The following is a 24,638-nucleotide window of genomic DNA, read 5'->3' on the forward strand; positions in this document are numbered from 1 at the left end:
AATTATTTAGATCTGAATTTTTCTCAGAAATCACAAAATTCATACAAACTGAACCACAAGACAAAGATATTGATATTACTAGTTTAGCTTTTCGTCAAAAGTTTATAAAATTCTACATCGTTTCTAAGTTTGATCTTAATAAACTTTTACAGTTCTTTTTATCAATCCCAAACACTGCTGATGTAATATCACATAAGGAAATAAATTTATTGATACTCAATGGAGCTTCATACGATCATCTTCCACAGATACAACAAGATAAAGCCTGTAGTTTACTACTAAAACTAATAGATTCAGATTCTTATACAATTGACCATTTGACTCAAAAAGAACAAATTACTTTGAGCAAAGAGATTATACAATTTCACAACGCCATCAACTCTGACCACTTAAACCTTGAGTTAGTAGAAGTAATGTTACAGCAAATGGATACCCAATATTGTGATTATGATATTAGTTTTTATGTAATTTTAGACAAACTAGCAGCAAAGAAAAACCAACAGCTACAGAAATTAGTATTTAATAATCTTGAACTAGCTGCTGAAAGAGAGGATTATCAATTAACAAAGAAAATCTTGCTTAGCACAGAAGACAAAGAGTTAACTCAAACTTCATATATTATAACACTAAATACTGCTATCACAGAAGGAAATATTATCTTACTGCGATTGATAAAGGCTCTCAATCCAGAAGGTTTAATTAATCTTTTAAATGGCACTAATAAAATTGGTAAACAGCAAGAAGAAAGTCCTTCCTTCTTAATAAATGCTGTAATAAATTCAGATAAATCTAACAAACATTTAAAATTTTTAAAAAAGTTCTTAATCTATAGAAGATATAGATGTAAATAAAGGTATTGTTGATATCGATGATGATACCATTACACCACTATTATTCAGTATTCCTCAGTCTAAGGTGGAAGCCTTTAAACTACTCTTGCAATGCCCCAATATTAAAGCTGATCCTAAAGAAGTACTTAGTACAATCGCCAAGGTATCTGATGAAAATATTCAAAAATCCATGTTTGATATATTTTTAGAAAATGATCAATATATAAGCAGCAAGTTTGAATTATCTATTAACAATGAAGTTGCAATAAAGTTTTTAGGACAAGATACTAATTATAATGACATGGCAGAGTGATTGAGTTAAAATAATACTTCTATTTTTTATAATTTAACTTTATAAATACAAATGCTATTCTAGACGGCATTGAGTTGGATATAATAAATAGGAATCAATGACAACATCAACATATAAGCGAGTATTACTAAAAGTTTCCGGTGAAGCCTTAATGGGTACCAAGCAATTTGGTCATGATTACAATACCATTAGAGCAATTGCCGATGATATTAAAGCGGTAGTACAGCTTGGTGTTGAGGTATGTATAGTTGCCGGCGGAGGAAATATCTATCGTGGCAGCGATGCTTCACTACTTGGTATGGAACGAGCTGCAGCTGATTACATGGGCATGCTAGCCACCATCATTAATGCTTTGGCTTTGCAAAGTATTATGGAAAGCATTAATATTCATACCAGAGTACTTTCTGCCATACCAATGGCCAGTATTTGCGAGCCCTATATCAGACGTAAAGCCAAACGTCATATGGAAAAAAAACGAGTAGTAATTTTTGCAGCAGGTACCGGTAATCCATTCTTCACTACTGATAGTGCCGCAGTATTACGAGCAATAGAAATGAATTGCGATTTATTGTTAAAAGGAACACAAGTCGACGGTATATACGATTCTGATCCTCTAAAAAATCCTGATGCTATAAAATATGATCGCATCACCTACTCTGATATTCTGAAAGATAATTTACAAGTAATGGATATGGCAGCAATTGCTTTAGCCAGAGAAAATAAGTTGCCAATTAAAGTGTTTTCCATCAAAGAAAAAGGTAATTTTTTAAAAGTGTTGCAAGGTCAAGGTGACTATACTAAAATTCAGTAATCTATACGAGACTAGTCTAATAATTTAATACCTATACCACATATTAGGGGATAAAAATCATGGATAAAACAACTATACGCAAAGAATTGACCACCAGGATGGAAGGAGCAATGAAAGTACTAGATCATGAATTAAAAGGTCTACGTACCGGTAGAGCATCAATAAATCTATTAGATCCGGTAGTTATTGAAGCTTATGGTAATAGAATGCCAATATCTCAGGTAGCAACGGTATCTACTCCCGATGCAAAAACCATTACTGTGCAGGTTTGGGATAAAACCATGGTCAAAGCAGTGGAAAAAGCTATTACTGAAGCCAATTTAGGGTTAAACCCATCATCAGACGGGCAGTTGGTACGGATGAGTCTTCCGCCATTAACAGAAGAACGTCGTAAAGAATTGGTTAAGCTTGCGCATAAATATGGAGAAAACACTAAAGTATCATTACGTAATGTAAGACGGGATGGTAATGAGGAGCTAAAAAAGCTAGAGAAAAATAGCGAAATTTCTAAAGATGAACATCATAATTTATCTGATGATATTCAGAAACTAACTGATGAGTTTAGCAATAAAATTGACTCGTCTATCAAGCAAAAAGAACAGGAAATTTTAACTATTTAATGAATATACAAAAGATGATATAATAATATTTATAGGATTGTTAAAAAAGAATAAAAATTATGGGAATAGCAGGTGCACATAGCTTAGTTAACAAATTAATGACAATTGGGCTTACAAACAATCAAGTGGAGTTGGTTACTGAGGTTGTAGATCAGTTTGTTACCAAAAGCGAATTTAACGATATAAGTAAAGTCTTGGTAACAAAAGCAGATTTAACTATAGCTACTGCTGAACTTAAGACGGAATTCAAAAGTGATATGGCTGATCTCAGGGCTGAGTTCAAAAGCGATATTGCTGAACTTAAGACTGAAATTAAAGGCGATATTGCTAATCTTAGAGCCGAATTAAAAAGTGATATGGCTGAACTTAAAACTGAAATTAAAGGAGATATCTCTAATCTCAGAACTGAATTAAAAAGCGATATTGCTACAATAAAGATTGATATGTTAAAATGGCTATTACCTTTTTTACTAACCATAATTGGATTAGTTATGTCTGTATTCATAAAATTAATTGTATAAATTAATCATATACAAATATGTCAATCCAAAATATTGAATTCACTAACGCTCTATCAGAACGTTACTTATCGTATGCCTTATCTACCATCATGTCACGCTCATTGCCTGATGTACGAGATGGCCTAAAGCCAGTGCATCGCAGACTATTATATGCGATGCTCCAATTAAAATTAAATCCAGATTCTGCCTATAAAAAATGTGCACGTGTAGTTGGTGATGTTATTGGTAAATATCATCCTCACGGTGACGTTGCGGTATATGATACTCTAGTACGATTAGCACAAAATTTTTCTCTACGCTATCCACTAATTGATGGTCAAGGAAATTTTGGTTCAATCGATGGCGATAATCCGGCAGCAATGCGTTATACCGAATCACGGATGACTGAAATTTGCACTTTCTTAATGGCCAATATTGATCAAGACACTGTTGATTTTCGCCTAACATATGACGATTCTGACCTTGAGCCAGTATTAATGCCAGCAATGTTTCCGAACCTATTGGCTAATGGCTCTGAGGGCATTGCGGTAGGCATGGCAACATCCATCCCCTCACATAATCTTCATGAGTTATGCGATGCGATGCTACATCTGATCGATAACCCTAAAGCTACTGTACTAGATATTTTAGAGTTTGTGCAAGGACCTGATTTCCCTACCGGTGGCATCATTATTGACGATGCTAACTCAATTAAACAAAGCTATGCTCTCGGTCGCGGTAGTTTTAAGGTTAGGGCACGTTTTCATACTGAAGCAATTAAAGACGGCAATTATAAAATAATAATTAATGAAATTCCTTATCAAGTTCTAAAATCCAAAATTTTAGAACAAATTGCTGCTTTACTTAAAGACAAAAAATTACCGTTAATCACTACTATACGTGATGAATCAGCAGAAGAAATCAGGATTGTTATTGAAACTAAAGCAAGCTACCCTGCTGAAGCGGTAATGGAGTCGTTATTTAAACTTACTAATCTAGAATCAAGAATTCAACTAAACATGAATGTCATCGGTGCTAATCAAATTCCACGAGTAATGAATCTACTCGAAGTATTACAGGAATTTCTAGCCCATCGACAAAATATTATTACCCGCAAATCCAAATTTTTAATTGCTAAAATTGAACATCGATTGGAGATTCTGCAAGGTCTAAAAATTGCCTACCTCAACTTAGATGAGATTATTACCATTATCAGAGAAGAAGATGAACCGAAACAGATAATGATTGATAAGTTTAATCTAACTGATATTCAAGTCGAGGCCATATTAAATATTAGATTACGTTCTTTAAGAAAATTAGACGAATATGAGATAATTAATGAATATAATAGTCTGCAAAAACAACATGCAGAACTGACAGAGATTCTAGCTAACCCAAAACAATTATGGAAAATAGTAAAATCAGAAATAAAAACTATCCAAAGCAAATTTGGCATTAGTACCACTCTTGGTAAGCGCCGAACCAGTTTCTCAGAATTATCCACTATCCCACCAATAATTGATGTTGATACTATATTGCGTGAACCAATAACTATTTTTTGCTCTAAAATGGGTTGGATTCGTTGCTTAAAAGGACATACTCATACTCAAGACTTATCTGTAATCAAATACAAGGAAGGTGATGCTGAGCAATTTATCTTAGAAATTTATTCAACTGATAAGATTATTTTTTGCAGTACCGAAGGACGAGTTTTTACCATTGCCGCCAATACTATCTATCAAGGAAAAGGACATGGAGAAGCGATAAAACTAATTGTGGATATTGGCAATCATTCCATCACTAACATGTTTATTTATACGCCGAACCAACAAATATTATTGGCATCTAGTTCAGGGAAAGGATTTATTGTACTGTCAAACGATTTACTCGCGCAAACCAGATTAGGCAAACAAATTATGACACTAGCTGATAACCATCAATGTATTGCTTGCTTACCAGTTATTGGAGATACTGTGGCTTGTACTGGATCAAATCGTAAACTGTTAATTTTCAGCTTAAACGAAATCCCGATCATGAAACGAGGGCACGGGGTAGTGTTACAAAAATTTAAAGATGCTTTATTAACTGATATCACTGTTTTTGATGCAGCGAGTGGCCTTAGCTGGCGTCACAACAACAAAATAAAAACAGAAAAAGACCTTGTAAACTGGCGTGCAAAACGCAGCAGCAGCGGCAAATTACCACCAACTGGATTTCCTAAAGATGGCAAGCCTTTTACAATTATTTAATAACCGCTCTAATTATTGCTTCCTCAAGATCGAGAATTCTTTTCTTGGATTCAATATAATTATTAGATACTATCACAAAACTATAAGGAGTATTATCACGATCAAATACATAACCGGCTAAAGAAGAAACCCCAGACATACCTCCAGTTTTTGCAAAAATTTGCACTCCCTTAAATCTATTAATTAGCGAACCATCTTCACCTGCCCTAGCCAACATCATCATTAATGATTTAAAATTATTCTGACGATAGAGCGCTGTTAAAAAACTATCAAATTGGGTAACTGTCAACATATTATAACGAGAAAGTCCTGAACCATCGACTATTACCGAATTTTTCAGATCAACTTTAAATTTATCAAATACTAATTGTTTTAATAAAACTCCAGTATCTCGCCAATCATCTTTAGCAAAGTCAGTAGCATATTCTGCAAATAAATAATCTGTTATATAATTATCAGAATTTTTTAGTGCACTGGATGCTATTTGAGCAAAATTTTTACTACGCTTCACCAGCTCTTGGCCGGTAGCTGGAGTATGACCCAACAAAATTTCACCAGTTACAGTGATATTATATTGATTCAATATTTTAGCTAACATCAGCCTTACATGAGCCAAATTATCGTTAACTACCGCTCCTATAGTAATTTTTCCACTAGCCTGATTAAGTGTGCCATCAACTATAAGTTGATCTTGAACAATATTAATATTAACCTTTGCTTTATGCTGGTCTAAAACTGTAACTGCTTTATTAATTAAATTATATGGAATCAACTCCTGTGTTGTCAGCTTGATTAAGTTACCTTGGGTATCAGCTGCATTTGCTACTATTCTTGTACAATTTTTATTCACATGTACTTTCGTTACCGGTGCACCATAGCAATAAATACCATCTATCACCATTTTATTTACAGTCACTGCTGGGATAGTGAATGTATGATTGATAATATAAAAATTGCCTTGAATCTCATTAACACCAGTTTGTTTTACCATAGATATTAAAAAATCTAGATCATTAATTAAAAAATCTGGGTCTTGGATATCAAGATAATAATCATTATTATCTTTAATAATTCTACTGACAAAATTATGATCAATTCCAAAATATTGTTGTAATGATAGAATAGTAATTAACTTTAAACTGCTGGCAAAGGTATAATATCGATCAACATTCTGAGCATATATTACTTTATTGTTCTTAAGATTCCTGATTTTTATTCCGATATTGAGGTGTGGCGCAACTTTGTTAATCTCTTCCTGAATGACGTGTGTGATATTAGCTTGAGCAGAGCTCCAATAACATAGGATAGATATTACAATGATAATAATTCTTGGCATCAGCCCTCTTATATGTACTCGCTGGTATAATTCTCACCTAGCGCATCAAGATGATAGATGAACAACTCTTGCAGTGGTTGAGAAAGTAATTCTATGACATTTGATGTGGCAGCAATCATAAACCCTGTTAATGGCACTTTAACCACAATGTTCTGATTTTTATCAGCATGACTCAATATAGTATCTATAGATTTATTTACTCTGATTATTTCTAAACGCCCTCCTGGAGGAATGGTAATCTCAACAAAACCGAAATCTGGAGCAAAAATATACTTTTCAGTACCTCCATCGCAATCAGGATGACTTATAATGAAAGCTTTTTTTTCATTATTTATCTTAGTTTCAAAAATAGTAAGTAATCCTTTAAGCTTTATCTCATCATCGCGATAATATGTCTCTTGCGCATTAGATTTGATAAGTTTTTCTAACAATTTAATTAATAATACTAACATACTATAACTTTGGGACAAGGTTAATCCATTATGATATCTGGTTTTTGTATCAAATCGCTATAAAATTCAATAATCTTTTGTTGTACTTGTACATAATCATTTGAACAATTTATAGCTCCTCGAAATTCGCCAGAATTAGCTAACCCCCCACTATACCAACCTATATGTTTACGGGCTAACTTCATACCAATATCATAACCATAATAATTTAGCATAGCCTCATAATGCTCTAAGATTATCTCAAGTTGAACGCTAAGTGCTGGTGGTGGTGTTTCTTCACCAGTCTTTAAATAATGAACAACAGCGGCAATAAACCATGGCTTACCATAAGCGCCACGACCAATCATAATACCATCAGCATTAGAGACAGATAAACAATCTTTGGCTTTTGCAAGAGAGGTGATGTCACCATTAGCAATTACCGGTATTTTTACCGCTTCTTTCACCTGCCTGATAAACGCCCAATCTGCACTACCACTATAAAATTGGCATCTAGTTCTGCCATGAACTGTAATCATCTGAATTCCAGCATTTTCAGCAATTTTTGCTAATTGTGGCGCATTCTTACTTTGGTCATCCCAACCCATACGCATTTTTAAAGTAACTGGAATTTTTACTGCCTTAACTGTTGCTGCCAAAATTTTAGCAGCAAGCTCCTCATCTCGCATTAATGCAGAACCTGCATATCCTCCAACTACTTTTTTTGCCGGACAACCAAAATTTAAATCAATAATTTTAGCTCCCATATCTTCATTCATTTTTGCTGATTCAGCAATTACATCTGGTTCACAACCAGCTAATTGTACACAAGAACCAGTATCATCATCATGGATAATTGCACTCTTCTTTAAAGATTGTCTAGTCTCCATAATCATTGCACGACTGGCTACCATTTCTGATACTACCAAACCAGCCCCCAACTTTTTAACTAATTTTCGAAAAGGAAGATCGGTAACGCCTGACATAGGAGCTAGTATTACTGAATGTGGCAATGTAATATTACCGATTTGTATGGTCATAGATTTTATTTTTATAATTATCATATTAAGCTCTTTCGCGTGAAAGAACCTAGATTCTGGGAACAAACCAATGTTCACCTATGTCAAGGGGCTTAAAAACTTTCAAGTCAATGCTATGCTTCTTTGCATGTTCAAAAAATGTTAGCAAGGCTTCCTCATAACCATCATCTGCTAAAGGAAAAGTTGAATGATGAGAAGGAACTGCATAAGGCATATTAAGATCCTTGAAAGCTAAAATTGCCTCTTCAGGATCCATATGACTATAACTCATAAACCACTTAGGTTTAAATGCTCCTATTGGCAATAAAGCTAAGCGAAAACTACCATGTTCTGCTAAAGAATTTCTAAAATACTTTCCTCCAGCATAACCAGTATCACCAGCAAAATAGATATTCCCTGAACTTGTTTTGATAATAAAAGAAGCCCACAGCGCCCTATTTGTATCATTCATACCACGCGCAGACCAATGTTGGGCAGGGTCTAAAATAATCTCAATATCCTTATTTATTTTTACCGATTCGAACCAGTCTCTAGCTGTTACTTGTATATTTCTATTATAATTTTTTATTATAGTATCATTACCGAGTGGAACAATGATTTTTGGTTTATCTCTTATCCATAAATCACCTAAAGTTTTAAGGTCTAAATGATCATAATGATTATGAGTAATTAATATGATATCTATTGGCGGTAGGTGCTCAAGTTGAATACCCGGCGCACATACACGCTTGGGGCCAGCCCAATTGAATGGACTAGCTCTCTCTGACCAAACAGGATCAGTTAGGATGTTTAGCTTAGTGGTTTGTAATAAGAAAGTAAGATGTCCAACCCAAGATACTCTTAACTCCCCGTTAGAAACTTGCCTAGGTGGCACATCTGTAAATTTATTAACTATTTCTTTTGGCCAAGCTTCTGCTTTTCTTGTGAGTCTCCATTTTAAAAAATTAGGAAATTTATTTGATGGTAAGATCCCTGGATTAAAAAAACGTTGGCCATTAAAGTGATCCGATACAGAACCTGAATAATATTGATTATAGTTTTTCATATTTAGCTAAACTTCAAAAATTGGTATTGTTAAGTATTTTAAGATCTGATCTTGATAAAAATTAGATATCACTTCACAATATTTAATAACATATTAACCATTAAATATCACTAATATACCTATGCACCCTAGAGACGAGTATGAATATCAAGCGTTAATTCAACTGATCTACATTAAGAGAAGTCTATTAGTTAATTCATTTGTCGGCTTTAACATTGATATTGGTACGCCAGATTATAGCTATGAATAATCCTTTAGCACGTGGCAAGATAATAATGGCCAAAATTAGCGCTAATCCTGGCCATACTATCATAGAAACCCATTCTGGCCAGGTTGTTCTTGGTGCAACAGTAAGTAAAATGGGAATAAGAATATGTCCAACCATAAATATAGTTAACCATGCTGGTCCATCATCAGCTTTAATTCGTCCAAAACACTCATTGCACGACATGCAATGCTCTACCTGTTTTAAATAAGTCGTAAACAAACGTCCTTTGCCACAACTTGGACAAAAACCAAACAACGCACGCCCTACTATAAGCCAAAAATTTTGTGAAGTTGGATTATTTGTTGATTTCATAAAATTTTTCTAGGCTTTTGCATAAACTTAAGGCTCTTGCGAACATTTTTCTATTTAAAAAAAATTATACTGATGCCCGTGGAGTGTTGTTCACGGATTTTTAAAAACCGTGAACGCTCACAATTATATAGCATCATAAATTGCGATCATTTCCTGTAAATGACCGCTACCATGTAATACAAAATGACAACCAGCAGCAAAAGATTGATGAGTAACTTCTATTAAGCTGCTAATAAATGTTTGATGTAAATGTTTATGCTGTTCATGAGTTAGCTCTTCAAGGTTTTTATGAGTAATAGTTTTGATACCAAGGTGGCTATGTAAAGCAAACATACAAATATCATCTGATACCAGCTTTCCAGTAAAACCTATTTCCTGTTTAATAAATTCTATTGCTGTATGAGATAATGTTACCGGTGTCTTAGGATCAAGAGCGTGAAATATTATATGAGCGGTCATTGCCCATTCTATTTTTGGATGTTTAGATAATTGTTGGAATACCGCAAAATCAGTAATCATTAAATCTTTGAGTGTTGCTGTAACAATTGGCAATTCCTGGTGGCTATCACAAGTGGCTCTGCCGTGACCTGGTATATGTTTAATTATTGCTATACCACCGGCGCTAGCAATACCATCGATTGCTGCCGAACATAAATCCACCAGCTGTTGTACGTCGCCACCAAAGCTGCGATCTCCAATTACGGCATCAGTATATGTATAACGCAGGTCAGCTACAGGAGCACAAGGAGAATCAATGCCTAAGCGTTTAAGATCTTGCATTAATATAGTGTAATTAGCTTGTACCGTCTGTAGCGCTAGAGCTTTATTATGGTGGTACAGCTTAGCAAAATATTCTGCTGCCGGATATTTTGTATCAATGATTGGTGGTTGTAGTCTAGCTACTCTTCCACCTTCCTGATCAATAAAAATTATTGGCTTGTAATCAGAATATAAATTTTTTAATTCAGTAATTAGTGATATTAACTGGGTGGTAGATACTATATTACGTTTAAATAAAATAAATCCTGAAATGGGGTGGCTACTCAAAAATTCTTTTTCTTGTTGAGTTAATATAGGGCCAGAAATACCAAATATTAGCGGTTTTTTTTGCATTAAGACCTATGTAATTTATCCAGGTTACTAAATTTGGAATAATGGCTATCGTAATAAATACGGACATTACCAATGGATCCATTACGATGTTTGGCTACTATAATTTCGGTAACATTTTTTATCTGCTCAAGTTTGCTTTGCCAGTCAATATATTTCTCACTTCCAGGAGTTGGTTCCTGTCTAGTCAAATAATACTCTTCTCGATAAAGAAACATTACGATATCGGCGTCTTGTTCAATACTGCCTGATTCTCTGAGATCTGAAAGCATTGGTTTTTTGTCTTCGCGTTGTTCTACAGCTCTTGATAATTGGGATAAGGCAATTACCGGTATATTGAGTTCTTTGGCAATTGCTTTTAAACCTTGAGTAATTTCTGAAACTTCAAGCACCCGGTTTTCAATTTTAGCCGAACCTCTGATTAATTGTAAATAATCTATAAATAATATAGCGAGATTATGTTTGCGTTTTAGCCGTCTTGCTCGAGTACGAATTGCTGAAATTGTTAAAGCTGGTGTATCATCAATAAAGAATGGTAACTCGGATAGTGCAATGGCAGCTTTGCGTATATCATTATACTGTTCTTCTTTGATAAATCCAGAACGTAAGCTTGCGGAATCAATAGCAGTATAACTTGAGAGTAAACGGTTAGCCAGTTGTTCTGAAGACATTTCCAGAGAAAAGAAGCCAACAGCTGCTGAAGCGCTCGGATCATTAGCTTTACTGTTCATAGCTTTACAAGCATTAATAGCTAGGTTAATTGCAAATGCGGTTTTACCCATTGACGGCCTACCAGCTATAATAACCAGATCTGAATTATGAAAGCCAGAAAGTTTCATATCAAGATCAAGTAAACCGGTGGTAATTCCGGTAACATGACTGGCATTTTTCATCGCACGATTGATGCTAGCTAATGAATCTGACACCGAATTTGCAATTTTAACAAAACTACGCTCATTAAAGCCTTCGGTCGCTAGATGATACAAGTTGTTTTCGGCTTGCTCAATTTGGCTGCTAGCTTCATTGGTGATAGCCTGGTCGTAGGCGGTATTAACTATATCTTCACCAATTTTTATTAAATTACGTTTTATGGCTAGATCGTAGATTAGTCGACCATAATCATATGGATTAATCACCATAATGGCTAGTGTTGCCAATTTAGTCAGATATTCTGATCCTCCTGAGGTTTGAAAATCTTCTTCACGATCAAGTATAGTTCTGATCGCTAATTGAGTAGGAGTTAAGCTTTTATCAGTAATAGCTATAATGGCTTTATAAATCTTTTGATGTAATATTTCAAAAAAATGTTCTGTTTTTAAAAACTCTATGACTTGGTTAAGCAAATCTGGGTTAATTAAAATAGCCCCAAGTAGCATTTGTTCTGCTTGTAAATTATAAGGTAAAGCACGATGGAGAACTTGCTTGTCTGATATTTCGTTTGTCATTTTATATGTACGATTATGCTGAATTTTTATAGATAAGTGAGTATCGTTCACTCAAATTGACAAAATTTGCAAAACCTGTGTCTCAAATTAAGGCAATTGGAGTAAATGTAAACCGTCATTACGAGCATAAGCGAAGCAATCCAGGAAACATTTACCGGATTTACCACGCCCGAAATGTGCTCAAGCAAGAAGGTGTAGAGTAGTTCAAGGATTCTCGCTCGTAGTGACAATTGAGCGTTAACTGTCCTTAATTGGAAATGCCTTAACCATTGTGAAGTCCACTTAGATATTTCTCGGCCTCAAGAGCAGCCATGCAACCAGTGCCGGCTGCAGTTACTGCTTGTCTAAATATTTTATCCTGTACATCACCAGCGGCAAACACACCTTCAATATTGGTTCTTGTTGAATCATGTTGGGTAATAATATAGCCCTCATTATCAATGGTAAGCTGCCCTTTAAATAAATCAGTGTTTGGTTTATGTCCGATGGCAATAAAAATACCATCACAGTTGAGTTCGCTAATCGCACCACTAATAGTATCCTGAATTTTTGCTCCAGTTAATATTTTAGGATTGGTATTACCTATAGCTTCAATTAGGGTATGATTCCAGATTACAGAAATTTTAGGATGCTTAAATAAGCGTTCTTGTAAAATCTTTTCAGCTCTAAAACTATCTCTTCGATGAATGATCGTAACCTTACTGGCATGATTTGTTAGGTACAATGCTTCTTCAACTGCACTATTGCCACCACCAACAACCAACACCTCTTTACCTTTAAAAAAGAATCCATCACAAGTTGCACAACCAGAAACACCATGACCTTGAAAAAACTTTTCTGATTCCATACCCAACCATTTTGCTGATGCTCCGGTGCAAATAATAATACTCTCTGCCTGGTAATGCTCACCTGATTCAGTAATAGCAATGAAAGGTTTCTTTGATAAATCAATGGTAGTTATGTGTTCATATGTAACTTTCGTGCCGACATGTTCTGCCTGCTTAGTCATTTGTTCCATTAACCATGGTCCTTGAATAATGTCTGCAAAACCGGGGTAATTTTCTACATCAGTAGTGATGGTAAGTTGTCCACCAGGTTGTGATCCTTGGAATAATATTGGTTCAAGTCCTGCTCTTGCCGCATAAATTGCTGCGCTAAGTCCTGCTGGACCGGAGCCAATAATAAGTACTTTAGTCGAAATGGTCATATATTTTGTTTTATAATTGTTGGTAATAAAGAATTAAATAGACGAAGGTCAAAATTGAAGAAGTGCTAGGAGTATCAAAGTCGAGGAGCGCAGCGTACTTTAGTACGTGAGCACCGCAGATCTTTGGATACGACAACGCAATTCTCAATTTTGACCGAGTATTATAGTATTGTTTTAATCCATGATCTTATAACCAATATCTGGTCATTTGTCATTAATGCTGGTGCATGCCCAGCATAATCCACTATATAAAGGTCAAAATCACGTGATTTTTGCATCTCTTTGATAGTACTATCTTGTAGAATATTTGATAGTGCGCCGCGAATAACCAGCAAAGGACATTCGATATTGCGCCATATTGGCCACATACTAACGTCTTTTAGTTTGGTGGGATCGGCAGCTACTCCATGTACTATCATGGGATCATAGTTCATTTGGTATTTGCCATCTATATTTAGTTTGAAACTATGTTGAGTTAAATAATCCCAATCTGCTTCATCAGAAATACCAAATTGGTTATAAATCATTTTTAAATGCTGTTTTGCACTACCAAGATCGTCAAGATAAATCACTTGACCAGCATATTTAATAATCCTGAGTAAAGCTTCTACTGGCAAAAAAGGTCCAATATCGTTAAGAATCATTCCTTTAAAAATATCTTTATATTTACTTGCTAGAGTCATCCCTATAATACCACCCATGGAAGTGCCAAGCCATATAGTATTATGAAGATTGTTTTTAATATTAAGTTTTTCTAGAACTAATAAAGTATCTTGCATATATACTTGGTAATTATAATGGTTCTTATCAGCAAAAAAATCACTGTCACCACGTCCTGGATAGCAGAGAGCAATTACTCGGTAAGTATCTCCTAAAGCAGTTCCTAATTTAGCAAAGTCATGGGCATTCCTGGTTAAACCATGAGCGCAAATTAAAATATTATGGTTATTCGGATCACCAAATTCAAGGTAAGATATTTGGTGTTTAGGAATTGATTGCGGATTGAGCCAAGTAGTGTATGGATCAATTTCAATTGAGTGTTTTTGTAATTTCATCAAATTATTAAAATTTTTTTTTACAGAGCTTACTACCAAATAGTGTTATTAAAATTCAATTTAATTAATTGATCTTTACTGATCAGGTTATATCCCAACACGCTAGCATGTGCTACGATTATACGATCAAACGGATCTCTAGTCCAATTTAGCATTAAAGCTTCCTTAATAATCCTACTCCACAATGTTTCATGATCAATTCTTAGTCCTATTCTAAAATGTAAGTCATTATATATTGTTTCCGAATCAACAGAGATTTTACCGATTTCGAAAAGATATTGAAGCTCAAGTAATATAATAGGACTAATCAATAATTCATTAGATTCTATGTGTTTTTGAGCCTTTGTAGAGACTTCTTCAATTGTGCCTGCATATAGCCATATTACTATATGAGTATCAATCATTATTTTTTTCATATTTCCACTCTTTAGCCCAATTGTTATATATCAGTTCTTTGGTAGAACAGTTAATAACATTGTTTCTTTTTACTAAAGATGATAATTTTGATTTTTTGCTTTCAAGAATTATTTTTAGTTTATGTCCATTTCGTTCAATTTCTATAGGTTGTCCTGTTTCGATTACTTTATCAATTTCGCCAAAAATCTTTTGTCTTAAATTAGTAACAGTTGTAACCATATTTTCCTCAAATATATGTACGTGCTATAGTAGTATAATGTACGTACAATCAGAAGTCAAATTCGATGTTTATTAGTTTAAATCATTTAAGAATATACTAACCATTACCGGCATGTATATTAATACAAATAATAATGAAAGTAGCACAGTGGCAGCAACTCTTTCGGGATGAAATTTTTGTAAACTAGCAATTACAATTATATTGGCAGCCATTGGCGCTGTTGATAGCAACTGCAAAGCAGTATAATAGTTTTCATCATACCACTTCATTATAAATCGATCTAAAAAAATAAAAATATTGATCGCAATTGGATAAAAAACAAATTTTGCAGTAAAAGTAGCCAGGGTAAATTTTAAATCTATTTCAAATTTATGCAATTTTGAAATACCTAGTCCTACCATAATCATTCCTAATATTGAATATGCGCCACGCATACTATAGATAAAATCATCAAGGAAGTCCGGTAATTCAAAATCAGCAAAGCTAAAGCAACATCCCAGAAAAAAGCTGTTTAAAGTAGGTAGTTTAAATATTTTTATAATACTGTCTTTAGTTGAGCTGAAACTTCTGGCGCAAAAATAATAACCTACAGAGGATTCATAAATAGTTATACCGATGATAGCCATCATATAAATACTTAAGGTATAATCGTCAAAAAGTGCTGCAGCAATTGGTAACATAAAATATCCAACATTGGCATTACCAGCTGAGAATGCAATGATGTTTCTAGTATGATCTTGCCAATATCTGCCAAAGAAATAATAAGAAAATATAGAGAGGCCGCTAGCTATCAGGAATGTTACTAAAGTTATGCTTAAAGCAGAAAAAGTAAGGGTGGTGCTTGCTGGAATTGCAAAAAATACTATTGGTGAGATAAAGTAAAATAAAAGTGAAGCTATGCTTTCTTTTTCAACATTGGAATACCTTCCTGCCAAAAATCCTATAACTACGCTTAGTAATACAGAAACAGTTTTTAAGAAAACTATGCTTATGATTGACATGAAATAGGCAGCTTTGCAAAAATGTTAAAGTAGACCTCTTGCATAAGCTAGAAACGGTTGCGAAACTTTTAGGAAAAATGCAGATGAGGATCGCAAGAGAACCGGAGTCAAATTTTGACGATAAAATTATGCAAGAGGTCTATTGCTAATTAATCTATTTAATATGTTTGTGCCAAAATAGCAATCAAATTCTTTTTGAGGTAATTTTTATGATTAAATTTTAAGAAATCAATCTCATGTTCGCTTAGTTTTGACAACAAAATCACCTCTCAAGATCAGTAAGGAAAGAAGTCTATTGAACTTAGTATAATTTAATATTATAATGCGCTTTTAAAACTGGAGAAAAATGATGAGCGAGATCTTAACTCTCCCAGCTGAAACCCGAGAACAACTTGGTACTGGTGCAGCTAGGGCTTTGCGTAGAAACGGAATGGTTCCTGCGATTATTTATGGTGTTGGTAAAAAAAATCTAGCAATAGCAATTCTAGAAAAAGAAATTACTAAACTTTACCGAAAACCTAATTTTATCTCAACGGTTATTCAGCTTGAGGTAGGTGGTAAAAAACATAAAATTTTACCTAAAGCAATTGAACTGCATCCTGTAACTGATATGGTTAGGCATGTGGATTTTATCTACCTGGATAGCAAAGTACAAAAATTAGAAGTGCCAATAGTATTTGAAGGAAAAGAACGCTCTGTAGGTGTTAAGCGTGGAGGATTTTTTAATATAGTTAAAAGAACAATTACCTTGGAGTGTGAAGTAAATCATATCCCAGCTTGTGTTACTATTGATGTAAGCGAGATGAGGGTGGGGAATTCTTTGAAAGCCAAGAATATTGAATTACCAAAAGGATGTAAGTTGTTTTGTAAGCCAGACCTGATCATAGCTTCGATAATTGGTAATAGAGGTGGTAAGGCCGATGATGAGAATGCTGCTGCCGCCAAGGCATAGTCTAAAATGCAGCTAATTGTAGGGCTTGGCAATTGTGGTAAAGAGTATTTAAATACTCGTCATAATGTGGGTTTTGCAGTAGTTGATTATTTAAGTAATAGTTTAGGGCTTTCTTGGAATAGCGATAAAAAAATGCAAGCTAATATAGCTTGTGGCATACTGGATAATAGTAAGTTAATTTTTTGTAAGCCTAATACTTATATGAATTGTTCCGGTATTGCAGTACTTGCTATTGTAAGCTACTACAAGATTAGGCCAGAGGACATATTAGTGATTCATGATGATATAGACCTGGAGTTAGGGAAGATCAAGGTAAAATTTGCTGGTGGTAATGGTGGCCATAATGGATTAAGATCGATAGATCATTTGTTAGGTAAAGATTATTATCGCTTACGAATAGGCATAGATCGACCAGTTAATAGCGAATTTTCAGTATCTGATTATGTATTAGGTAGCTTTACTGATGATGAATATAATTGTATTCTTAATTCTATAAAAATAGTTAGCGATAATTTTAGTCTATTAGCGCATGGTCAGATCGAGGATTTTAAACAGAAGATTTGATGATATACACGTTATATACATGCCAATTTTATGCTGATTTTAAGTTCTCCATTTTTTTACCAAAATTTGTTGTTATCCTGAACTAGCGATAGTCATCCCGAACTTGTTTCTGGATCTCGTCAAAATTGCACAAGATCCTGAAGTAAATTCAGGATGACTAAGATCTATCAAAAATATCTGAGAATAAACTTATGACATTAAAATGTGGTATTGTTGGACTACCAAATGTGGGTAAATCAACTTTGTTTAATGCCTTAACTGCTAGTCAGGCAGCTGCAGCAGCTAATTACCCATTTTGTACCATCGAACCGAACACTGGTATTACAGCTGTTCCAGATGAGCGCTTGGAGCAACTAGCCTCTATTGCTGGCTCAGGCAAGATAATTCCTGCTTATATAGAATTTGTTGATATTGCGGGACTGGTTGCAGGTGCTAGCAAAGGAGAGGGACTAGGTAATAAGTTTTTATCTCATATTAGGGAGGTCGATGCAATTTTACATGTACTACGTTGTTTTAAGGACGACGATATTACTCATGTACACGGTGCGATTGATCCGTTGCATGATGCAGAAATAATAGAAACAGAGCTTATACTTGCTGACCTTGAATCAGTCGAGCGTCGTTTAGCTGCTACCAAAAAACGTTTAAAAACAGGTGACAAGGCTTTGAATGCAGAACTAGATTTACTGCAAGCTATATACCAGCTTTTAAGTGCAGGAAAGCCAGCACGAGATTTGGTAGGGGCATATGACAAGAGTGAGATCAGTAAATTACAACTATTAACTGCAAAACCAGTGTTGTATGTCTGTAATGTTTTGGAACAGGAAGCATGTGATGGTAATGAATTTACCAATAATATTGCTGATAAAGCTAAAAAAGAACAAGCGGAATCTATTATTATTTCATCAAAAATTGAAGCAGAAATAGCTAACCTTGCTAGCGTACAAGAAAAAATTGAATTTTTAGATAGCATAGGATTAGCTGAAACAGGATTAAGCAAGATTATCAAATCTTCGTATAATCTACTGGATTTACAAAGTTTTTTTACCGTCGGTCCAAAAGAGGTGCATGCTTGGACTTTCAAGGTTGGTACGCTTGCGCCAGAAGCTGCTGGTATTATTCATACTGATTTTGAAAAAGGTTTTATCCGTGCTGAGGTGATATCATATAATGACTACATCTCTTGCAGAGGAGAGGTAAGAGCTAAAGAAATAGGTAAAATGCGTCTAGAGGGTAAAGAATATAGAGTACAGGGTGGTGATATAATGCATTTCAGATTCAACCTCTAATATACTCGGTGAAAATCTGCGTATTGCGGCGTCATGTCTAAAGATCTGCGCTCCTTGCTTATTTAAGATACGCTACGGTGCTCGACTTTGACATTCCTAGCACTCCTTGATTTTGACCTTCGTCTATCTCGAACCCAAACTCGTTCAATGAACTAATTAAAGTAAGATTCGTCATTGCAAGACTACGATAGTAGTCGAAACAATCCAGTAAAACATGTTCGTTTATTCACGGAATATATATGAAAATTATTGGGCAGATTCCACTTTGGATGCTACTTTGTTTATTTGCGTTATCGCATACTACTGAACTGGTGTATACGGCTGCGCTTCCAGATATTTCCAGTTACTTCAATATTAGCGGTGGAGTAGCGCAAGTTAGCTCGAGTATATATTTTTTAGGTTTTGCCTTAGGTATATTATCGTTAGGTAGGGTGTCTGATATTTTTGGTAGGAGACCTGTGGTACTGGGTGGTATGACCTTATATTTGATGTCGATAATTTGTAGTATTTTTGTAAGTGATATTCAGACATTAATGATATTACGATTTACTGCCGCATTTGGAGCAAGTGTTGGTTCGGTAATAGGTCAGGCCATGGCCAGAGATTCCTACGAAGGAGCAGCTTTGTCGTATGTTTATGCTAGTGTATCAATGTGGCTAGCATTAGCACCATCACTTGGTTCTGCCATTGGTGGATATGTGGTAGAATATTTTGGTTGGCGCTATATTTTTGTATTTTTGAGCGTAATATCTTCTTCATTATTATTAGCTTATATCAAATATTTACCGGAAACCAACCCTTATATTGGAGTTGCACAACGTAGTAAATATTCAATGGTGTTTAAGGTAGTTATAAGAGATCGAATAGTATTATTATACGCTTTTATTATTGGTGCTTTTAATGGTATGGCTTTTGGTTTTTATATGGAAGCACCGTTTGTATTTATCAATAAAATTGGTATGTTGCCATCACAATATGGCTGTTTAGCATTCTCACTTAGTTTTGCGATGGCATTTGGTAGTTTTAATGGTAGATATTGGATCAATAAAGGAGTTAGCGGTACCAAAATTATGGTTATCGGTTTATTGTTAAGTATTGTTGGTTGTGCATTACTGGTAATATCGTCTTATTTAATTTTAGATAAAACCACAAAGTATTTTGTAATAATCATAATCTTTGTGCCAATGGTACTACATATGATAGGTCATGGATTACTTATGCCAATGACTTTGCGATATGCTTTAGAGGATTACGCCAAAGTTACAGGAACAGCTGGTTCGATCTTTGGTTCGCTATATTACTTGCTTGTAGCGATAATTAGTTTTACAGTATCAAAATTACATAGTGAAGATATTAATAAATTTAGTATATTACTATTTAGTTTGAGTGCTTGTTGTAGTTTATCTTTTTATCTAATTCAAAGATGGAGTTTGAGTAAACAGAAATATAACTTTAACTAGGCGGCTTGTGAACATTTCTCTCTAATGGCTGATTTCTTCGTTGTTTTCGTCCTCGAATCCTCACGTACTTAAGTACGCTGCGGATCGAGAGGGCGAAAACTCCTATAAATCTGCTTATCATAGAGAATGTTCACAAGCCGCCTAGTTTAGGCCGGTATAGCTCAGTTGGTAGAGCGGCACATTCGTAATGTGTAGGTCGGGGGTTCGAGTCCTCTTACCGGCACCATTTGGAAAGCATTTTGTAAATTATTTTTTAAGTAAACAGGAGTCTTATTATGATCTATTCAACACATTCTAATCAAAATTCATATCCGTTTATTTTGCCGGAATTACCTTTTAATCGTGAAGATTTTCTTCCACATTTTACTGCAGAAACGTTCGAATATCATCACGGTAAACATCATCAGGCTTATGTAACAAATTTAAACAATTTACTGCAGAATAATCAGGAATTACAAGATAAGAGCTTGGAAGAATTAATAAAACTGACTCATTCTAAAAATCAGGCTTTATTTAATAATGCTGCTCAGATATGGAATCATAGTTTTTTTTGGCATTCAATTAAACCAAATGGCGGCAAGATTCCTGGTGAGAAGATGTTAAATCACATTAACAAAGATTTTGGTAGTTTTGAGAATTTTGTCACTGAATTTAAAACTGCAGCAGTAAGTCAATTTGGTAGTGGATGGGCTTGGCTTGTGTGTGAACAAGGAAAGCTAAAGATAATTAAAACTGCTAATGCTGATACGCCAATTACTCAAGATATTCAGCCTTTACTTGCTTGTGATGTTTGGGAACATGCTTACTATGTTGATTATCGCAATAAGCGCCCTGATTATGTTACAACCTATATTGAACATATGATTAATTGGGAATTTGCCGAACTTAATTGTAATGAATTACTAAAATAAAGTTATTATTATTAATGTTTGTAAATAAAATATTGCTATATTTGCAAATAAATGCTAATATAATATTATAAATATAAACATGGGTATAAGTTTATGAAAAGCATTTATGATTATAATCAGGAGATAGTTCAGAAGGTACAAGCTGACTTACAGATACAAAAAGCTCAGTTGATAAAAGGTGCTTCTCATGATGACAAGAGAGACAAAGGATCTTTACCATTAGATTTTCTAAGTATAAGATATGGTTTAGATGGAGAAGCAGGGCAGAATAACTTTAATCCATATAATTCCCAAGGGTTTACAAATTTTGAGTTTAAAAAACCTGAGGCTCCAAAGCAATTTGTTCCACAACCATTAAGTCAAGTAAATAGTGGATTACTGCAAATTGTTGCCGATTCTTATAGAAGAGGAGATGAGTCAATAAAGTTAACAGAAGGTACTTTAAATCAAATAAGAATTGCGCTTCAAGATTCTTCAACACTAGCAGCGCAGGACGCAATTTTTATCATAAATAAAGCTGTTGAAAAGGGAGAAAATGTTCCTGCAGATTTAATGAACGTAGCATTAATTACTAATAAACTAAATTATGGCAGTAATATAATCCCAACGCAAAAGCCAAGCTATAATTCACAGATCATTGCGGCAATAGCTAGTGGTTTTCAAGGTAATGAAATTGGTGTTACTAAATTCAATGAAATAACTCTTAATCAACTAAGAGCGGTGTTAACTGATCCATTTGCTGGTGCTAAAGTAAAGCAAGATGCTATTTTTATTGTTACTGAAGCTTTAAAGAAAGCAGGAACACTAGGTGCAGAAGAATTAGTAGTGCCTAATGATTTGGTTAAATTAGCTGGCTCGAGTAAGGAAATAGTCAAAACTCATTAAAGTTCTTTCGTTCATAATACGATTATTATAATTCCAATTGCTTCATAAATTTTAACCATTCCCTTCTCATCTCACTGTACGTTCAGTTTTCCCGAATACAGCGAACCGATAGTGTATTCATCTTAAATCATTCACAGGCTTTCGGATGTGTTCCAGCATTCCACTACCGATGTATATTATACCTTTGGTATATAGTTTGCTATTTGGATAGTGTTGCCATCCATAACCGTGGCCTTTTCTTCTACGGTGTAAATATCTCCGAAAACGTATATTGATGAACCTCTGTAGTTTCCTGAATGCTTGACTAGCATTAGTATGAAGATAGTAATTGCTCCATCCTCTTACCATTGTATTAATTTGTTCTACAAACTCTTCGGGTTGTATAGGGGCTCGCCATGATGTTTTATATTTTATACTATTTCTAATCTTTTGTTCAGACGACTTCGCTGGAAATATATATATGGTATTCTTTCCACTAGTAGGACTTTGTCGTTTTATAAAATTAAATCCTACAAAATCAAAACCTTCTATTAATCTTGTAACTTTTGTTTTACTTTGATTTAATTTTAGGCTTAATCTTTCGGTAATTTCCTGAAATTTCTTTAAAGCTTTATAACCATCTCGTTGGCACACTAAAACTACATCATCGGCGAAACGATGTAATTTCCAGGGGTATTGCATTTTATGCCATATTTGATCTATTAGATTTAGATAAATATTGCTATATAAAGGTGAAATAGGTGAGCCCTGTGGCACGCCTATCTTCACTCTTTTCTGATTACCAGACTTATCTATGTCAACTTTCAGGCTTTGCTTTATCAACCTCAACATAGCTCCATCACTTATTCTCTGCTTAATTAGTATTAGCAGGTTACCGTGAGGAATACTGTCAAAATATGATTCAAAATCTATTTCTACTACCGTAGCGGCTCGATCATATAAATCTTCTCTAATTGCTAGAGAAGCTTGTTTAGCATTTCGTTTCGGCCTATAACCGTAGGAGCAATCATGAAAATCAGCTTCGAATATTGGTTCAATGACTATCTTCATTGCTGTTTGCACTATTCGATCTTTTACCGTTGCAATTCCTAATAAACGTGTGCCGCCTTTAGGTTTTGGTATTGCTACTTGTCTTATAGATGAAAACTTGTAACTTTGATCTTTTAGCCCTTGCTGCAATTCCCTGATCATTTCTTCTTCATATCCTGTGGTTATGATCTGTTCAATCGTAACACCATCATTTCCTGCCGCACCTTTGTTAGCCTTAACTTGTCTCCAAGCTTCTTGCAATACATCTGTACGATAGACTTTATCATATAAACTATAAAATTTGTAATTTACCTCCTGCTTGGATTTAAGATATAGAATTCTCTGAAGTTGACTAACTTTACTTATTCCATTCCTAGCTTTTATGCAATTGGACACTCTCAACTCTTTTAAATTCAGCTACTAAAGTAGAGCCCCTTTTCTCTCAATATGTTTCCATATCGATACAAACGATACTATGGGCTCAGCGGACTTCTTGTATAACCGCTATGGATTTCGGCGTTACCTTATACTATAGCGTTCTTTCTGGCCAAGAAAATTATACAAGATCTCCCGACCTACGACGAAATACATTCCCAACGTGCAACCTCTTCTACTCCGGCACCCACAAGATAGTTCATATAACCATTTATCCCTATCCTTTACTAGCCTTCCCGTGACTACGATACAGTCGGCAAGTGCATTAATTCTTTTACGAAGCTAATTTGAGTTCACTTTTGTTGCAGCCCGTTGTTTTGCATACAGATCACTTAAGCCTATAAATCACTCTATAAACTCGACCCTTGCTAGACTCCCAAACGGTCAATTGGAGTCAGGAAGACTTTCACTTCCCTTGTAATTCGCCTGCATCGGCGTGCCATAGTCCAACCACAAGAACAAAATATTTAAGTACCAATTAATATATATAAGAATTTAGAATCTATAGCAAAGCTATTTGAAAGTGGTAAAAACATCAAATTAACTGCTCAAACCGTGGGGTTAATAACGTCTGCATTACAGCAAAATGCTCTACCGCAAGCTAAACAATATGCAGCTGATATAGTATTTGATACGGTAACGAAGGACAAGGGCTAATTACAGAGGAACTGCTAGAACTTGCTCAAGATATTGCATAAAAAGCATTTTTGACTATTTTTCATCAAGTTGGATTGATAAACCTTCTTATCATGAGTGTTCACGGTTTTTGAAAATACCCTGGTCACTCCCGATCCCTCGATGTCATCCCGGCGGGGGTCGGGATCCAGTTTTTTCTACTTGAAATCTTAAGCTAAGCAAAAATGTAGAACCCCAACTCTGGATTAGAATAAAATTTGGCGTAGA

At 34.7% G+C, this 24,638-nt stretch carries 25 protein-coding genes and 1 tRNA gene; 13 read left to right on the plus strand and 13 right to left on the minus strand.

What is annotated here, in order from left to right:
- Positions 1-209 precede the first annotated feature (209 nt).
- The 6 genes from R2I74_RS02590 to parC all read left to right on the plus strand — a co-directional run bounded on the left by R2I74_RS02590 (position 210) and on the right by parC (position 5,323).
- Positions 210-851, plus strand: coding sequence for a hypothetical protein (locus R2I74_RS02590; RefSeq protein ID WP_316353699.1), 642 nt, complete (start codon positions 210-212; stop codon positions 849-851).
- Between the two features lie 64 nt (positions 852-915).
- Positions 916-1,143 carry a hypothetical protein gene (locus R2I74_RS02595; protein WP_316353700.1) on the plus strand — a complete coding sequence of 76 codons (228 nt, stop codon included), beginning with the start codon at positions 916-918 and terminating at the stop codon, positions 1,141-1,143.
- 97 nt (positions 1,144-1,240) lie between these two features.
- Positions 1,241-1,954: a UMP kinase gene (gene pyrH, locus R2I74_RS02600; protein WP_316353702.1), complete on the plus strand. Its 714-nt coding sequence runs from the start codon at positions 1,241-1,243 to the stop codon at positions 1,952-1,954.
- A 59-nt stretch (positions 1,955-2,013) separates the two neighbouring features.
- Positions 2,014-2,574 carry a ribosome recycling factor gene (frr, locus tag R2I74_RS02605; RefSeq protein WP_316353703.1) on the plus strand — a complete coding sequence of 187 codons (561 nt, stop codon included), beginning with the start codon at positions 2,014-2,016 and terminating at the stop codon, positions 2,572-2,574.
- A 59-nt stretch (positions 2,575-2,633) separates the two neighbouring features.
- Complete coding sequence (locus R2I74_RS02610) at positions 2,634-3,095, plus strand: coiled-coil domain-containing protein (protein ID WP_316353705.1); 462 nt, start codon at positions 2,634-2,636, stop codon at positions 3,093-3,095.
- Between the two features lie 17 nt (positions 3,096-3,112).
- Entirely contained in the window at positions 3,113-5,323 is a 2,211-nt protein-coding gene (parC, locus tag R2I74_RS02615; protein WP_316353707.1) for a DNA topoisomerase IV subunit A, read from the plus strand.
- On the opposite strand, the gene dacB is transcribed toward parC, so the two are convergent.
- The 12 genes from dacB to R2I74_RS02675 all read right to left on the minus strand — a co-directional run bounded on the left by dacB (position 5,316) and on the right by R2I74_RS02675 (position 16,210).
- Complete coding sequence (gene dacB, locus R2I74_RS02620) at positions 5,316-6,659, minus strand: D-alanyl-D-alanine carboxypeptidase/D-alanyl-D-alanine endopeptidase (RefSeq protein WP_316353709.1); 1,344 nt, start codon at positions 6,657-6,659, stop codon at positions 5,316-5,318. The two genes, parC and dacB, sit on opposite strands and share 8 nt — an antisense overlap.
- Before the next feature lie 8 nt (positions 6,660-6,667).
- Positions 6,668-7,111 carry a hypothetical protein gene (locus tag R2I74_RS02625; RefSeq protein WP_316353711.1) on the minus strand — a complete coding sequence of 148 codons (444 nt, stop codon included), beginning with the start codon at positions 7,109-7,111 and terminating at the stop codon, positions 6,668-6,670.
- Between the two features lie 20 nt (positions 7,112-7,131).
- On the minus strand, positions 7,132-8,154 hold the full coding sequence (dusB, locus tag R2I74_RS02630; RefSeq protein WP_316353713.1) for a tRNA dihydrouridine synthase DusB: 1,023 nt from the start codon (positions 8,152-8,154) through the stop codon (positions 7,132-7,134).
- Positions 8,155-8,179: 25 nt separating this feature from the next.
- Positions 8,180-9,175 (minus strand): MBL fold metallo-hydrolase, encoded by a 996-nt coding sequence (locus R2I74_RS02635; RefSeq protein WP_316353716.1) that lies wholly within the window; start codon positions 9,173-9,175, stop codon positions 8,180-8,182.
- A 196-nt stretch (positions 9,176-9,371) separates the two neighbouring features.
- A complete protein-coding gene (locus R2I74_RS02640; RefSeq protein ID WP_316353719.1) occupies positions 9,372-9,755 on the minus strand; it encodes a DUF983 domain-containing protein in 384 nt (127 codons plus the stop codon).
- A gap of 123 nt (positions 9,756-9,878) precedes the next feature.
- Complete coding sequence (locus tag R2I74_RS02645) at positions 9,879-10,868, minus strand: glycoside hydrolase family 3 N-terminal domain-containing protein (RefSeq protein WP_316353721.1); 990 nt, start codon at positions 10,866-10,868, stop codon at positions 9,879-9,881.
- The gene (locus R2I74_RS02650; protein WP_394355848.1) at positions 10,868-12,334 is read right to left on the minus strand and encodes a replicative DNA helicase; all 1,467 of its coding nucleotides are present in this window, start codon (positions 12,332-12,334) and stop codon (positions 10,868-10,870) included. Before R2I74_RS02650 ends, R2I74_RS02645 begins: the two co-directional genes overlap by 1 nt.
- A 238-nt stretch (positions 12,335-12,572) precedes the next feature.
- Positions 12,573-13,517 carry a thioredoxin-disulfide reductase gene (gene trxB / locus R2I74_RS02655; protein WP_316353725.1) on the minus strand — a complete coding sequence of 315 codons (945 nt, stop codon included), beginning with the start codon at positions 13,515-13,517 and terminating at the stop codon, positions 12,573-12,575.
- 161 nt (positions 13,518-13,678) lie between these two features.
- Positions 13,679-14,572 carry an alpha/beta fold hydrolase gene (locus R2I74_RS02660; RefSeq protein WP_316355254.1) on the minus strand — a complete coding sequence of 298 codons (894 nt, stop codon included), beginning with the start codon at positions 14,570-14,572 and terminating at the stop codon, positions 13,679-13,681.
- 32 nt (positions 14,573-14,604) lie between these two features.
- Entirely contained in the window at positions 14,605-14,976 is a 372-nt protein-coding gene (locus R2I74_RS02665) for a type II toxin-antitoxin system VapC family toxin (protein WP_316353728.1), read from the minus strand.
- On the minus strand, positions 14,969-15,208 hold the full coding sequence (locus R2I74_RS02670; RefSeq protein WP_316353730.1) for a hypothetical protein: 240 nt from the start codon (positions 15,206-15,208) through the stop codon (positions 14,969-14,971). Before R2I74_RS02670 ends, R2I74_RS02665 begins: the two co-directional genes overlap by 8 nt.
- Positions 15,209-15,280: 72 nt before the next feature.
- Positions 15,281-16,210, minus strand: a complete 930-nt coding sequence (locus R2I74_RS02675; protein ID WP_316353732.1) for an AEC family transporter — start codon at positions 16,208-16,210, stop codon at positions 15,281-15,283.
- A 349-nt stretch (positions 16,211-16,559) separates the two neighbouring features.
- Here R2I74_RS02675 and R2I74_RS02680 point away from each other — a divergent pair, with 349 nt between their 5' ends.
- From R2I74_RS02680 to R2I74_RS02710, 7 genes are all read left to right on the plus strand, one after another.
- Positions 16,560-17,162, plus strand: a complete 603-nt coding sequence (locus R2I74_RS02680; RefSeq protein ID WP_316353735.1) for a 50S ribosomal protein L25/general stress protein Ctc — start codon at positions 16,560-16,562, stop codon at positions 17,160-17,162.
- Between the two features lie 6 nt (positions 17,163-17,168).
- Entirely contained in the window at positions 17,169-17,726 is a 558-nt protein-coding gene (gene pth / locus R2I74_RS02685; protein ID WP_316353737.1) for an aminoacyl-tRNA hydrolase, read from the plus strand.
- Between the two features lie 191 nt (positions 17,727-17,917).
- Positions 17,918-19,015, plus strand: coding sequence for a redox-regulated ATPase YchF (gene ychF, locus R2I74_RS02690; protein WP_316353738.1), 1,098 nt, complete (start codon positions 17,918-17,920; stop codon positions 19,013-19,015).
- A 239-nt stretch (positions 19,016-19,254) separates the two neighbouring features.
- The gene (locus R2I74_RS02695) at positions 19,255-20,475 is read left to right on the plus strand and encodes a Bcr/CflA family efflux MFS transporter (RefSeq protein ID WP_316353739.1); all 1,221 of its coding nucleotides are present in this window, start codon (positions 19,255-19,257) and stop codon (positions 20,473-20,475) included.
- Positions 20,476-20,625: 150 nt separating this feature from the next.
- Positions 20,626-20,701 (plus strand) — tRNA-Thr (locus tag R2I74_RS02700).
- A gap of 49 nt (positions 20,702-20,750) precedes the next feature.
- Positions 20,751-21,386 carry a superoxide dismutase gene (locus R2I74_RS02705; protein WP_316353741.1) on the plus strand — a complete coding sequence of 212 codons (636 nt, stop codon included), beginning with the start codon at positions 20,751-20,753 and terminating at the stop codon, positions 21,384-21,386.
- Between the two features lie 93 nt (positions 21,387-21,479).
- Positions 21,480-22,271: a hypothetical protein gene (locus R2I74_RS02710; protein ID WP_316353743.1), complete on the plus strand. Its 792-nt coding sequence runs from the start codon at positions 21,480-21,482 to the stop codon at positions 22,269-22,271.
- Positions 22,272-22,388: 117 nt separating this feature from the next.
- On the opposite strand, the gene ltrA is transcribed toward R2I74_RS02710, so the two are convergent.
- Positions 22,389-23,696, minus strand: a complete 1,308-nt coding sequence (ltrA, locus tag R2I74_RS02715; RefSeq protein WP_316353746.1) for a group II intron reverse transcriptase/maturase — start codon at positions 23,694-23,696, stop codon at positions 22,389-22,391.
- Positions 23,697-24,638 lie beyond the last annotated feature (942 nt).

The sequence above is a fragment of the Candidatus Trichorickettsia mobilis genome (genome assembly GCF_963422225.1).
In the GTDB taxonomy this organism is placed as follows: Bacteria; Pseudomonadota; Alphaproteobacteria; order Rickettsiales; family Rickettsiaceae; genus Trichorickettsia; species Trichorickettsia mobilis_B.

Excerpts from the sequence above, each read along its gene's own strand:
- R2I74_RS02660 (WP_316355254.1), bottom strand. The coding sequence starts at position 14,572 with ATGAAATTACAAAAACACTCAATTGAAATTGATCCATACACTACTTGG.
- R2I74_RS02635 (WP_316353716.1), bottom strand. The coding sequence starts at position 9,175 with ATGAAAAACTATAATCAATATTATTCAGGTTCTGTATCGGATCACTTT.
- R2I74_RS02675 (WP_316353732.1), bottom strand. The coding sequence starts at position 16,210 with ATGTCAATCATAAGCATAGTTTTCTTAAAAACTGTTTCTGTATTACTA.
- pyrH (WP_316353702.1), top strand. The coding sequence starts at position 1,241 with ATGACAACATCAACATATAAGCGAGTATTACTAAAAGTTTCCGGTGAA.
- R2I74_RS02645 (WP_316353721.1), bottom strand. The coding sequence starts at position 10,868 with ATGCAAAAAAAACCGCTAATATTTGGTATTTCTGGCCCTATATTAACT.
- R2I74_RS02665 (WP_316353728.1), bottom strand. The coding sequence starts at position 14,976 with ATGATTGATACTCATATAGTAATATGGCTATATGCAGGCACAATTGAA.
- parC (WP_316353707.1), top strand. The coding sequence starts at position 3,113 with ATGTCAATCCAAAATATTGAATTCACTAACGCTCTATCAGAACGTTAC.
- R2I74_RS02670 (WP_316353730.1), bottom strand. The coding sequence starts at position 15,208 with ATGGTTACAACTGTTACTAATTTAAGACAAAAGATTTTTGGCGAAATT.
- R2I74_RS02710 (WP_316353743.1), top strand. The coding sequence starts at position 21,480 with ATGAAAAGCATTTATGATTATAATCAGGAGATAGTTCAGAAGGTACAA.
- trxB (WP_316353725.1), bottom strand. The coding sequence starts at position 13,517 with ATGACCATTTCGACTAAAGTACTTATTATTGGCTCCGGTCCAGCAGGA.
- R2I74_RS02610 (WP_316353705.1), top strand. The coding sequence starts at position 2,634 with ATGGGAATAGCAGGTGCACATAGCTTAGTTAACAAATTAATGACAATT.
- dacB (WP_316353709.1), bottom strand. The coding sequence starts at position 6,659 with ATGCCAAGAATTATTATCATTGTAATATCTATCCTATGTTATTGGAGC.
- R2I74_RS02680 (WP_316353735.1), top strand. The coding sequence starts at position 16,560 with ATGAGCGAGATCTTAACTCTCCCAGCTGAAACCCGAGAACAACTTGGT.
- pth (WP_316353737.1), top strand. The coding sequence starts at position 17,169 with ATGCAGCTAATTGTAGGGCTTGGCAATTGTGGTAAAGAGTATTTAAAT.
- frr (WP_316353703.1), top strand. The coding sequence starts at position 2,014 with ATGGATAAAACAACTATACGCAAAGAATTGACCACCAGGATGGAAGGA.
- dusB (WP_316353713.1), bottom strand. The coding sequence starts at position 8,154 with ATGATAATTATAAAAATAAAATCTATGACCATACAAATCGGTAATATT.
- ychF (WP_316353738.1), top strand. The coding sequence starts at position 17,918 with ATGACATTAAAATGTGGTATTGTTGGACTACCAAATGTGGGTAAATCA.
- R2I74_RS02705 (WP_316353741.1), top strand. The coding sequence starts at position 20,751 with ATGATCTATTCAACACATTCTAATCAAAATTCATATCCGTTTATTTTG.
- R2I74_RS02695 (WP_316353739.1), top strand. The coding sequence starts at position 19,255 with ATGAAAATTATTGGGCAGATTCCACTTTGGATGCTACTTTGTTTATTT.
- R2I74_RS02625 (WP_316353711.1), bottom strand. The coding sequence starts at position 7,111 with ATGTTAGTATTATTAATTAAATTGTTAGAAAAACTTATCAAATCTAAT.
- R2I74_RS02640 (WP_316353719.1), bottom strand. The coding sequence starts at position 9,755 with ATGAAATCAACAAATAATCCAACTTCACAAAATTTTTGGCTTATAGTA.